The 12,494-nt window shown below is 44.5% G+C and carries 12 protein-coding genes; 10 read left to right on the top strand and 2 right to left on the bottom strand.

What is annotated here, in order from left to right; translation table 11 throughout:
• Positions 1–11: 11 nt before the first annotated feature.
• On the top strand, positions 12–923 hold the full coding sequence (locus ARB69_RS02985; protein ID WP_055150928.1) for a glycyl-radical enzyme activating protein: 912 nt from the start codon (positions 12–14) through the stop codon (positions 921–923).
• 117 nt (positions 924–1,040) lie between these two features.
• On the opposite strand, the gene ARB69_RS02980 is transcribed toward ARB69_RS02985, so the two are convergent.
• A complete protein-coding gene (locus ARB69_RS02980; RefSeq protein WP_050639348.1) occupies positions 1,041–1,853 on the bottom strand; it encodes a GntR family transcriptional regulator in 813 nt (270 codons plus the stop codon).
• A 291-nt stretch (positions 1,854–2,144) separates the two neighbouring features.
• Here ARB69_RS02980 and ARB69_RS02975 point away from each other — a divergent pair, with 291 nt between their 5' ends.
• The 8 genes from ARB69_RS02975 (at position 2,145) to ARB69_RS02940 (ending at position 11,056) form a co-directional block, all read left to right on the top strand.
• Positions 2,145–2,936, top strand: coding sequence for a DeoR/GlpR family DNA-binding transcription regulator (locus ARB69_RS02975; RefSeq protein WP_050639349.1), 792 nt, complete (start codon positions 2,145–2,147; stop codon positions 2,934–2,936).
• A 45-nt stretch (positions 2,937–2,981) separates the two neighbouring features.
• Positions 2,982–3,590, top strand: a complete 609-nt coding sequence (locus tag ARB69_RS02970; protein WP_055150925.1) for a sugar O-acetyltransferase — start codon at positions 2,982–2,984, stop codon at positions 3,588–3,590.
• Positions 3,587–4,462 (top strand): PHP domain-containing protein, encoded by an 876-nt coding sequence (locus ARB69_RS02965; protein ID WP_055150922.1) that lies wholly within the window; start codon positions 3,587–3,589, stop codon positions 4,460–4,462. The genes ARB69_RS02970 and ARB69_RS02965 overlap by 4 nt, the downstream gene beginning before the upstream one ends.
• Positions 4,463–4,489: 27 nt before the next feature.
• Positions 4,490–5,101 (top strand): DUF1349 domain-containing protein, encoded by a 612-nt coding sequence (locus ARB69_RS02960; RefSeq protein ID WP_050639352.1) that lies wholly within the window; start codon positions 4,490–4,492, stop codon positions 5,099–5,101.
• 390 nt (positions 5,102–5,491) lie between these two features.
• On the top strand, positions 5,492–6,145 hold the full coding sequence (locus tag ARB69_RS02955; protein WP_055150919.1) for a nuclear transport factor 2 family protein: 654 nt from the start codon (positions 5,492–5,494) through the stop codon (positions 6,143–6,145).
• Positions 6,146–6,429: 284 nt separating this feature from the next.
• Positions 6,430–8,001: a response regulator transcription factor gene (locus ARB69_RS02950; RefSeq protein ID WP_055150916.1), complete on the top strand. Its 1,572-nt coding sequence runs from the start codon at positions 6,430–6,432 to the stop codon at positions 7,999–8,001.
• Positions 7,988–9,661: a sensor histidine kinase gene (locus ARB69_RS02945; RefSeq protein WP_050639355.1), complete on the top strand. Its 1,674-nt coding sequence runs from the start codon at positions 7,988–7,990 to the stop codon at positions 9,659–9,661. Before ARB69_RS02950 ends, ARB69_RS02945 begins: the two co-directional genes overlap by 14 nt.
• A 102-nt stretch (positions 9,662–9,763) precedes the next feature.
• Complete coding sequence (locus tag ARB69_RS02940) at positions 9,764–11,056, top strand: ABC transporter substrate-binding protein (RefSeq protein ID WP_050639356.1); 1,293 nt, start codon at positions 9,764–9,766, stop codon at positions 11,054–11,056.
• 244 nt (positions 11,057–11,300) lie between these two features.
• Here the strand turns inward: ARB69_RS02940 and ARB69_RS28205 are convergent, their stop codons facing one another.
• Positions 11,301–11,702, bottom strand: coding sequence for a PBECR4 domain-containing protein (locus tag ARB69_RS28205; RefSeq protein WP_278312356.1), 402 nt, complete (start codon positions 11,700–11,702; stop codon positions 11,301–11,303).
• Positions 11,703–12,214: 512 nt separating this feature from the next.
• On the opposite strand from ARB69_RS28205, the gene ARB69_RS02935 reads away from it, so the two are divergent.
• Positions 12,215–12,406, top strand: coding sequence for a sugar ABC transporter permease (locus ARB69_RS02935; protein WP_055150913.1), 192 nt, complete (start codon positions 12,215–12,217; stop codon positions 12,404–12,406).
• Positions 12,407–12,494 lie beyond the last annotated feature (88 nt).

Below are 12,494 nucleotides of genomic sequence, written 5' to 3'. Positions count from 1 at the left end.
GGAGGAAAAGAATGCAGGGAAATATATTTGATATTCAAAGATACAGTATCCACGATGGCCCGGGGATCCGCACAGTGGTCTTTTTAAAGGGCTGCCCGCTGCGCTGCAGGTGGTGCTCCAATCCGGAATCCTGGCAGGTGCATCCGCAGTTATTCTATGCATCCTCCAGATGTATTGGCTGCCTGAATTGCGTAAATCACTGTCCGGACGGGCAAATTACGGCGGAAAATGGTCTGCAGATTCATTGGGACAGGTGCGGAAACGAACATCTGGACTGGGTGGCAAAGTGCCCTACAAAGGCTCTTACCGTAAAGGGAAAATGGATGACGCCAAAAGAGGTGTTCGAAGAGGTCTTAAAAGACGAGTCATTTTATAAAAGAAGTAAGGGCGGGATCACCCTGTCAGGGGGTGAACCGCTGCTGCAGGCGGACTTTGCAGAATCCCTGTTAAAACTATGCCGTAGCCGCGGGATTCATACGGCCGTGGAGACGACCGGATGCGTGCCAAAAGAAAACCTGGAAAAAGTGCTGCCTTACACGGATTTATTTCTATACGACATTAAATCTGCAGACAGCCAGGTCCACAAAACCTGGACAGGTGCAGACAATCAACAAATTCTAAGGAATCTGGAGTGTCTTGCGGGACAAACAAAAGGCATTTTCATCAGGACTCCGATGATACCGGGAGTAAACGATCGGGAACAGGATATTTTGGACATCATCGAGATTATTCAGAAAAATGGAATCCGCCATTACGACATCCTTCCATTCCATCAGTATGGAAGCGGAAAATACATTTCCTGCGGGCTGGATTACTCCATGCAGGATGTAAAGCCCCATGAGGAAGACTATGTAGAAAAAATCAGGAATACCATACACAGCTTCGGCCTTTCCACCAATATGGAAGAAATGGCTGACCAATAAGAAAAAACATCCCCCCCTATATCTGAACTAATCCAGATATAGGGGGAATATGTATCATCCTGGCCGCTGCCGCAGAGCGGTATGTGTAACGGACAGAACGGTGCAGACGAAAAAATATTATGACAGCGTTACCTGTCGGCGGATGTCAATCGGGCTTTTGCTGGCGGATGTGTTGCGGTACAGTTCCAGTTGAAATACGCACTTATCGGCCCGGGTGATAGAAGTGGTGAACTCGAATACAAATCCTGAATCCAGATAAGAGATACGCTGAATCTTATAGCCGGGCACTTTTGCTGCACATTTCAGCAGATCAGCCTCATCCTTATTGATAATGATTGCTTCAATTGTCTCCGTTGCACGGTAGAGATTCAGTGCGTAGCGCTCACTCAGCACCTTGTACAGGGATACGGTTGAAAAATCAAAGAATTCAATCCGTTCGCAGAGATAATAGGGAATAAAAGCCTTCTCAAATAAGATTGGCTCATTGTTCGCACAGCGCAGCCGGTAAAGCTTAAATACCTTATTCTGTGTCGGCGGCAGTTTGAGCTGGTCGCGGATATACTGATCTGCCTCAACCACTTCGCTCTTGATGACAACAGAGGCGGGAACCGCTCCAAGTTCCCTCATATTCTCGGTAAAATTGTATAGATAGTTGATATTTCGTTTCATCTTGGGATCTGCAATAAAAGAGCCCCGTCCTCTGTAACGGACAAGGAGGCCCTCATCCACAAGCCTGTCCATGCACTGGCGGACCGTAGTCCGACTGATATTCAATATGTTGCAAAGGTTTGTCTCTGTGATCATCTGATCTCCGGGCTTCAGGACACCTGCCTGGATTTGTATCTTAATATAGGAGGCAAGCTGCTCATACAGAGGAGAATCGCTCTCAGGCGAAAACTGAAATGTTTCTTTAAAATAGTCAATGTCCAATTGTATAGTTCCTTTCTATAAAATATGAATTTCCGCCCGGATTAGATTGGGAAAATGCAGTAAATATAGCGGATTCAGCTGTTTTATTTTCTTCAATAGTATCATAAATATATACGATATTCAAACATATTTACCAGTTAATGGAATGGTAAAAACAACTGGATTATGTCTATCGGATGTGATACAATAATAATGTATCAAATGTATGATACATTTATATTATCATATTAAATTATAAAACGCAATATCCACGGAAAAAGAAATTGTTGTATGGGGGGCTGATAAGTATTGATGCATACACAGGATCGCAGAAAAGCAATTTTAAAAGAACTTGAGCAAAACGCTTATGTTCGTGTGGGTACACTGAGCAGCATGTTCGGCTGCACTGAGATGACGATCCGCAGAGACCTGAATGAGATGGCGGAGGAAGGCCTGCTGAAAAGAACCCACGGGGGCGCTGTAAAAATAGGAAAGAATTTTGTGACTGACAATGTAAAAGACTTGCTGTACAGCAATCTGCATAATAAGATATACATAGCCAGGCAGGCGTACAAAGTCATCAGGACGCGGGATACCATATTTTTAGATGATGCAACCACATGCCTGTATCTGGCTAAGGAAATTAAGAAAAATGAGAAAAAACAGGTGAATATCATAACAAACAGCGTACTTCTTGCATTGGAACTCATGCAGACGGAACATGTCTCCCTAAAGATTATCGGAGGAGATGCGGCCGGCAATCTTTCTGCGACTGTGGGGCAGGAGGCTGTCGAACAGATCGCACGGTGCAGGGCGGACAAGGCGTTTATTGGAGTCAATGGCATTGACTTCACGGAGGGGATTACAGGGATTGGATACCCCCAGATGGAGATTAAGCAGGCCATGTTAAAAAGTGCAAAAGAGACCTACGTGCTGGCGGACAGCAGCAAATTTGGGCATATCTATCTTTCCCATATCTGCAATATCGATCAGGTTACAGCCGTGCTTACAGATGGGAATCTGGGGGCGGCATTTCAGGAAGAAGCCAGGGCCCAGGGGGTTCCGGTTATCTGGCAGACGGAGGCAGAGAAAAATAAAGAATGAATACGGTTCGGACTGTTTGAACTATTACAAATGAAGGGAGCAAATATGGGCAAAACAAAGTTAAGCGAAAAGGAAAAGTGCCAGGCAGGGCTGCTCTACGATGCCAACTATAATCAGGGACTGGCGGAAGAAAGAAACAGGTGCAAGGATCAGTGCTGGCTGTTTAATTCCTGCCGGCCTTCGGAGCAGGAAAAAAGGATGGACATCATGAAGGGGATTCTAGGGAAGACAGGTAGCTCCTTCCTGATTGAACAGACCTTCTGGTGCGATTATGGATACAATATAGAAATTGGTGAAAATTTTTACGCAAATCACGGATGCGTCATCCTGGATGCGGCCAGGGTCACTTTTGGAGACAATGTCTTCATCGCGCCCAACTGCGGATTTTATACAGCCGGACACCCGTACAGCCCGGATCTGCGCAACCAGGGTCTGGAGTACGCAAAGCCGATAAGCATTGGTAATAATGTGTGGATTGGAGGAAATGTCACAGTGCTGCCGGGAGTGACCATAGGGGATAATACCATCATCGGGGCAGGCAGCGTGGTGACGAAAGACATTCCGGCAGGTGTGGCGGCCGTGGGCAATCCATGTAAGGTGTTAAGGGAAATAACTGAAGAGGAGATGGAAAGAGAAAGGAGGAGTGTACAATGAACTGGCTGGATTTACATATGCATTCCGTCATCAGCGATGATGGAGAATTTGAGCCGGAGAAACTGATGGACATGTGCCGGGAGGCAGGGCTGAAAACCGTGGCAGTTGCGGACCATAACAGTACTAAAGCTCTTGGGCGGGCTGCCGCCAGGGCAAAAGAAAACGCTCTTGAGTTGATCCCCGCAGTAGAGCTGGACTGCTGCATACGGGACAGGGAGCTGCATATTCTGGGATACGGCATTGATCCAGATTATCCGGAGTATGAAAAGGTGGAACAAAATCTGCTGGCCCAGGAACAGGAGAGCTCAAAAATACGGCTGCGGCTGGCGGAGGAAGCGGGATTAATCGTGGATCATGATTTGGTCTATGAGCTGGCACATCACGGTGTCGTGACAGGAGAAGTCATTGCAGAGGCTGCGCTGAAGAACGAGGAGAATCACGGATTGCTGCGGGATTACCTGCCGGGGGGAAAGCGGAGTGACAACCCCTATGTGAACTTTTACTGGGACTGGTGCTCACAGGGAAAATGCGCCTATGCCCCAGTAGAATTTATTTCCCTGGACAGAGCGGTAGAGATTATTACAGCATCGGGGGGAGTTCCCATTCTGGCGCATCCCGGCAATAATACGAGGGAGGATCAGATCCTGCTGGAGGATATCGTGAAAGCAGGGGTCCGGGGAATGGAAGTATTCAGCAGCTACCATACGGATGAGCAGGTGGAGTTCTACCTGGAATGGGCCTTGAAGCGGCAGCTGCTGATCACGGCAGGAAGCGATTTTCATGGAAAGACAAAGCCGTCTATCCATTTGGGCCGTATGGATGTAAGAGGGCTGGAAGATAAAATTTACAAAGAACTTATGGATGCGCTCTAAAGCGTATCTGAAAGGAGGGCATAGATTATGAATGAATTGTACCAGAATGTGCCGTGGGAAGCGGGCGTATGGACGAACGAACCGGCGGAAGTAAAAATAGAAGACGGACGGTTGACCGTAACGGCCGTGCACGAAAGCGATTATTGGGAGAAGACGCTTTATGGATTCCAGCACAGGGACGGGCATGCGCTGCTGGCAGAACTGAAACGGACGGAAGCGATGGAAGTTACATTTCTCCTGGAGGATTTTAAAGAATTATATGACCAGGCAGGGATGATGTTATGGTATGACGACGTACACTGGATCAAGATGACAATAGAAGTGATTGACAACGAGCCGAATATTTCAATTGTAGTAACGGATGTCTACTCTGACTGCTCGAACTTTCCGGTACCGTCCTGGGATGGAAAACAAGTGACATTCCGTGTGTCTCCGTTCGAGGATGCGGTACTGATCCGTGTGCGTACCGGGGACAGCAGATGGATGACCATGCGGCTTGCGCGGTTTCCTTATACGGATGGGATGAAAGCGGGGCCGCTGGTATGTGCGCCTATTAGAAAAGACTTCCGGGCGGTATTTACACGCTGGATAAAAACGGATACTGATAAGGGGCAGCATGAGGATCCTCCGATCTTATAAGAGGGAGATGCTGTTCCTACCTTAACCTGCATAGATAGGAACCATAAGCGAAATAAAAATGCCTACCCTGTCTGACCCACAGGATAGGCGGCTGCCGTAAGGCAATTACTTAACTTAAGAGGTTACCACCCGTGCGGCGGTTGTTCTCTTTGTGTCTTTAATATAGCATATCTAAAATGATTCTGGAAGAAAACATAAACATTCTTTACAAAATAGACTACCCTACTGTTACGATTCACGGGGCCGATGGATGTAGGATGGGTTTGCGCGGGTGTATTTCTTTAGGAGCGGGTAACTTGAAAATTTCTACATTTTCTTGTAATAGTCTGATTGTTTTAGGGGATATCGGAAGGTAGACTATAATTATGGTGCAGAAGGAGGGCAAATTATATGAAAATGTTTTATGAGGCGCCAATGGGAAACCTGTCCGGAGAGGAGATGCTGGAAAAAATCCGAATACGTGAGATTGTAGAGTACGACCGGTACTGTACGGATTATGGCCTGAAAGAACAGCAGAGGGCTTTGTGGCATGAGGATGGCAGACTATTTACAACATGGTTCGAGGGGAGTATCAATGACTATCTGGGGAATCCCACAATCAGATCCAAGGAGCTGCCAAAGACACATCAACCCGAGGAGTCTCACGGTCATCGGATTAATAATACCGTAGTCTGGCTGAACGGAGAAAAGGCGATAGCGGAAGTGCTGTGCTTCTTGAACTTCAGAACAGAAATCCAGGGAGAATGGATGGACTCCCAATGCTGGTGCAGGATGCATTACCGGCTGGAAAGAAGAGCGGATAGGTGGGGAATACTTTATTTCGAAGGAATCTATGAAAAAGACCGTATGGATCCGGTGTTTATGGACAGCTGCCTCGAGATCCCAAGAGATGAACTTGAAAAGTTCAGATCCATTAATTGGAATATGGCATACAGGAGAAGCTGTATTGGCGGGCTGAAGAACGCCGACAGATGGGCCGGCAGCGATGTTCCCGAGACACTGGAGAGGCTGTATACGGAAAGTTCAGAGTGGTTCTGGCTATAAGGGGGTATAAGGCGGCGGAATGAAAAGGGGGCGGTCCCTTCTGTAAAGGGGTCAGACCCCTTTGCAGGAAGCGCAGTAGATGTTGCACCTTAAAATGTTGATATGTATATAAAAAAGTTGTAATAGAAATAAACTGAAAGTTTGATATATAATATGACTAAAAGGGGTCTGTCCCCTCTGCAAAAGGGTCAGCCATTTTTGCAGAGGGGACAGACCCCTTTCATATGGTATAATGGTCTCAGCAAAAGATGAGTACTCAAGAAAAATTCGGAGGTGATTGCAGCATGTACAGTATCTTGATCGTGGACGATGAAAAGAAGGAGCGTGAGGGCATCAGCAGGCTGCTGAAGCGCTATCATTTTAATTTGAAGATCAGCCAGGCAGCAAATGGTGAGGAGGCGCTCAAAGAGTTCGAAAAGCATGAGTATGATATTCTCCTGACGGATATTAAGATGCCGTTTATGGATGGCATACAGCTTATCAAGGAGATACAAAAGCGGGGAATGAATCCCATTTGCATTATCTACAGTGCTTACGGCGAGTTTGAGTATGCGCAGAATGCCATTTCACTTGGGGTACTGGAGTACTTGCTGAAGCCGATCCGCCTGGATGCGTTTGAAGACTTGTTCCATAAAGTTATTGACCTGTGCAGGGAGAAGGATGAGATTGAGAAGGAGAAGGAGCAGACAAGACAGGCCTATGAGGAGGTCGCCGCTTACCGGCTTAGCTGGAATCTTCTGGGCTATCTGGAAGGGGATGGAGCAGCCGGAAAAGGGGAGACAGCTTATAAAAAAGAGACGGTAGAGGAGCTAAAAGCGGAATTTGCGTTTGATAAAAATGTCTGCGTACCAGTGCTGATCTCCTGTTATTCCAACCTCTTCTCCATGGAGTGGGAAGCCTATCAAAACGAGATCGAAAAACAGCTAGGAGGGGAACTTCTTGTCATAAATAAAGCGGATAACCAGATTCTTGTTCTTGTAAAAAGAGAAGCACAGACTTTCCGGGCAAAAGAGCTGAAAAAGAAATGTGAACTGCTCATTGAACAATCGAAAAGAAAATATCAGACCGATGTATTTATCATCATAGGAAGTAAGACGGAAAGTTTAATTCAACTGAAGAAAGAGTATGAAGAGATGAAAGATCAGTTGGATTATCAGTTTTTTGTATCGGACAGTATGCTGATTGTGCATGACGAATCCTATTTTGTGAAAAAGGAGCAGGACATGCTGACTCTGTATTTTGAGCGTATCTTTAATTGTGCCAGAATGCAGGATTACGGCGGGATGAAAAAGGAGCTGGAAAAAGTATTTGCATACATTGAGAAACAGAGCGGATTCAGCTCGATATATGTGAAATATACATTTACCGATGCCGTTAAGAAAATCAATGAGTATACAAAATCAGATATTGATCTTATGTCGTATCTGGAAAGAATATATGAGGCCCGCTCTTTTGAGGAAGTCAGCCAGACGGTATATGAAGTGTTAGATGACATGGCAAATCAGAAGAAGAACGATGAAAAAGAAAACAGGCTCGTACGGATGGCTAAAAATATCCTCTATGAAAGGTACGGCGATTCCAGCCTGAGCGTGTCCTCCATTGCGGAGGAGATGCATGTGTCATCGGCTTACCTCAGCAGTCTCTTTAAAGTTGAAACCGGCGAAAATCTGGTAAAGTTTATTACCAAATACCGGGTTGGAAAATCAAAAGAGCTTTTGAAACAAAGTAATATGAAAATCGGTGATATCGCGGCTGCTGTGGGTTATATCAGCGTTTCCTACTACATATCAATCTTCAGGAACCATGAGGGATGCAGCCCTGTTCAGTATAGGGAGAAGATAAATGAAGACAATTGACTGGAGAGCCCGTTTTAACCAAATGCATTTTTTAAATAAAGTCCGCCTGATTTACAGCCTGATTCTGATTATACCGATCCTGCTGCTTGAGTGCCTGATCTGTATTACTTCCAGCAATTTCATCAAAGAGCAGCAGATGCTGGAGGTGAGGAGCATGATTGAGCGTAATTACCAGGACATCCAGAATCAAATGAAGCAGTGTGAAAAATCACTGCTTTATCTATCCAGCAACACGATGCTGAAAGAGTTTCTTATGACCGGGGATGATGAATATATGAAACGTCTGACGCTCTCAAAAAATGTTGCGCCTCTGGTCTACAACAGCTTGCTGTCAACCCAGGACTTTGAAAAGATACTTGTCTATTCGGAAAAGAATTTCAGCATATCCTACGACCTGTTTAAAAATGATTCGGAAGTGCAGGCGAAGGAATGGTACCGGGAAACGGAAAATACGAGCAAGACCCTCTGGTGGTATGAAGAAGAAAAGGAACAATTCTTTATCACCCGCTGTGTCAGAGATTCCGTAACGGAAAAGAAACTAGGAATTATCCGGATTGACCTCAAAGGTGAGATTCTGGCAAAAAGCTTTGAAATATTTTCCGGGGTACCTGTGGAAATCCGTTTGCTGGGAGAAGAAAATGAATTCTACCGTTATACCAATATAAGTGGGGATGGGGGGCATAAAACCGGCTATGAAACGTCTCTGGATATGGGGCAGCCCGACTGGCAGATTCAGTATGCCGTAGACCAGTCCTATTTTTCAACCATTTTTCACCCGCGGATCTTAATATCACTCATGATTGTCATGATTCTGCTTGCATGTGTCTGGATTCTGGTTAACCGCAGCACAAAGTACTTATTGAAGCACTTGTACCGGATTATTGACGGTGTAAAAAAGGTGAATGACAGCAATTTTGAGATCGAAATAGATGAGTCGTCGGGAGATGAGATCGGAGAATTAGCAAAAAGTATCAACCGAATGTTGAAAAAAATCAGGATGTTGATCGAGGAAGTGTATAAATCGGAACTGGACAAAAAAAATCTCGAACTCAACCTCCTGCAGTCGAAGATTAATCCGCACTTTTTGTATAACAATCTCTCCGCCATCAACTGGATTGCGATTGAAAAGGGGGAGGACAGGATTTATGAAATTACGACGCAGATGGCAACATTTTACAGGACGGCGCTGAACCGGGGAGTGAATATTGACAGGCTGCGGGTAGAGATTGACAATATAAAGTCTTACATGAAACTACAGTCATACGCTCATGATGATTCTTTTCAGGCGGAATATGAGATTGAGGATGCCTTGCTGGACACCCGGATCCCTATATTTATTATGCAGCCCCTGGTAGAAAATGCAATTGAGCACGGAATCGACACGCTGCGGGAAGACAAAGGTAAGATTAGGATACATATTTTCTCAGAGGACGTCTGGTTAGTGATACATATATGGGATAATGGTAAGGAACTGTTCGGGAAAATCGGAGACTCAGAGCTGAATTCTGAAGAATTTGGATATGGCGTCAGTAATGTAGATAAACGGATAAAGCTGCTGTGCGGTGAATCCAGCGGAGTGAAGATCCGGGCAGACAAGTTCGGAACTACTTCGGAGATACGTCTGAAAAAGGATACAATCGTATTGGATGCAAAATCTTAAAAAGTTGATAACCAGTTAAAAATTTTATTATTTTTTCAAAAGAATGCCATAGCTATAATGAATATATACCAAAGGAGACATCAAAAAAGAAAGGGGATTGCTATGAAAAAGAAAAAAGTACTTAGTATTTTACTTGCAGCGGTTATGGCAACAGCAATGATGGCGGGTTGCGGCGGAAAAGAAGAAGACACATCCAAAGGCGAAAAGAAAGAAACAGAAAACAAAACGGTCAGCATAATGGGCTGGTACGACGAGGATGATATGGAGGGTGTAATCAATGCCGTGAATGAACAGCTTGACGGCGCATATACACTGGAGTATACCTACGTTGCACTTTCAGACTATAACAATGTGCTTGGTACCCAGCTGGCATCGGGTGAAGGCCCGGACATCGTGCTGGACGGAGCCGAGTTCCCGGCGAGAGTTAAGGCGGGGAATGTGGAAGAAATTACGGACAAGGATTATGTAAAAGAATTCAGCGAAGCGGGGCTTTCTCTCGCAAGCAAGGATGGAAAAGTATACGGGATCCCGTCCTACGGCTGGTTTGCCGGTATGTGGTATAACAAAGATATTTTATCAGAATGTAATGTAGAGGTACCAAAGACATTTGATGAATTTGTGGCAGCATGTGAGAAGATCCAGGCGGCAGGGCATCAGGCTATGGGATTCGGGCTCGCAGACGCGGATACGGCGCAGGCGTCCCTGATGGGTTATCTGGAAAATTCATTTTATCACAATAATACCGACAATCCTGACGGTATCGATTTCGATGCAAAATTTGCCGCAGGCGAGGCTACGCTGGATGGAAATATCAATGACTGTGTTAAAAAATGGTATACATTAATTGAGAAAAAAATTATCACACCGGAAATGCTTGGGATTTCCAATCAGGATGCACTGAATACATTTAAAGCGGGGGATGTTGCGTTCTTCAATGGGGGGCCTTGGCAGTATACGGAGATCAAGGAAGCGGGCGTGAACTTTGGCCTGATGCCGCAGCTGAGCGAAAGCGGCGAAAATGTATTTACCGGCGGCGGTCCGGCTGCAAGCCTTGGGATCAATGTAAATGCGGCAAACAAAGAGGGCGCTGAAAAGACATTGGAGGCATTTGCTTCTGTGGAGGTGCAGCAGGCGTTTATTGATGCGAACCCGGGATCACCGAGTTACAGAAAGGGTGTGGAGACTGAACTTCCGGATGAATATGCAGAGATCGCAGAGTGCGTCGAGGCAGGCAATATTGCTGTCAATTGGGACCGCTGGTCTGTCAATATGCCTTCTCAGACAATGATTAATGAATCCATTGCACAGATCCAGGGGATGGTATCGGGAGACTTAACACCGGATGACTATGTAAAGGCAATGGATGCTAAGGCGGATTCGGTTCGATATGAATAAGGATAGTAAATATAGTAAGAAATAAAAGCGGCAGGCTGTACGGGATCTTGTACAGCCTGTTTTTACGATTTATAAGAAAAGACTTTCCTTGTGAAAACTCTTGTTGTTAATGGCTTGAGCGCAACAGTTGAAAAATAAAATCAAAAACAATTACCATAGGTTGAATCTATGAGTACAAGCAGTCTGAAAAAACAGCTCGAGAACGGAAACGGGTAGAAATTAAAGTATTAGTTAAATAGTGGGATTAGGAAATCTTATTATCTTTGAATTCGACTTGAGGTGTTAGTTTGTCTAAAAGAATAGTAGATGAGCAGGAACTAATATGTATACGTTCTTTTTTTAATAAGGAGCGAGGTCGTTGATTTGATTCATAATCTCGGGCCCCTTGTTTAAAGGTTGAACAACATGAAAAATCACATTTAGCAGAGCCATCTGCATTTGATTGGATTATGAATACAAAACTTTTTATATCTGAGCGAGAGGAAATGAGGTAATCCGCTTTTATTTGTGTATAAAAAGGGTACATACGTGGCATATATGAAAAAAGCATAAATTCATTGTCAAGAGTATCCTTAATTCGGACTAACGCTTCCAGCCTGGGAACTACCATTTCATTGTATTGAGCAGCTTTCTGGATTTGCTCCAGTTTTATTGTACTTATAATCTGTTAGTTCGTTCCAAACAGAAGCAGCCTGATAAAAAATATCATTTGTTGAAGATGTCAGATATTGTCCCCCCATTCAAAGAAAGATAGAGTGCTCAGATAATAAATGAGACCTTGCATGAGCAAGGCCCCATTAATGCGTTTTCGTTCGATTACTAAGAATCTATTCGGCTTGTGGTTACCGCATAACCCACGGGCAGGTTCCACAATCAGCTGCATGCCGACACAGTCAATTGCTTCAACACCTACGATAGCTGATCACTGCCGCTATCCTCTAACAGCATTATAGCACAAATAAGCTTTAATTCAAGATATCTAAAAGTTTTTTTGAACTCTTTTTGAACTCTCCGTGAATGTAATATTGAGTTCACTATTATTATATGTAGATTTGATAAAAAATTTGATGATTAGCTAAAAAATTTATTATATAAACGGATATTCCTCCATCTTATAATGAATGTATAAAAGAGATAATCTGAAAGGAAGAGGAAAAAATGAAGAAGGCATACAAGGTGAAAAATGGCGCGCCCTATGTGATTATGGTACTTCCGGCGCTTCTGGTTTTTGTCACGTTTTTTATTCTGCCGCTAATATTTACCGCAAAGTACAGTTTTTACAGCTGGACTAATTTTTCGCAGGAGATTACATTTAACGGCTGTTACTATTCACAGTCGATTAGGGCATGACAAATAGAGCGGGTGTCATTTCCGCTTGATTTTTCATATTTGAATCGACTTTCAAAGAGGAGGTGATGAGGAAAAAACTTCTTCAACT

Origin of the sequence: Faecalicatena contorta (assembly GCF_001404335.1) — a bacterium.
GTDB classification, from domain to species: Bacteria; Bacillota; Clostridia; order Lachnospirales; family Lachnospiraceae; genus Faecalicatena; species Faecalicatena contortus_B.
Note: the sequence above shows the minus strand (reverse complement) of the source record. Positions and strands in the feature narration are given on the sequence as shown.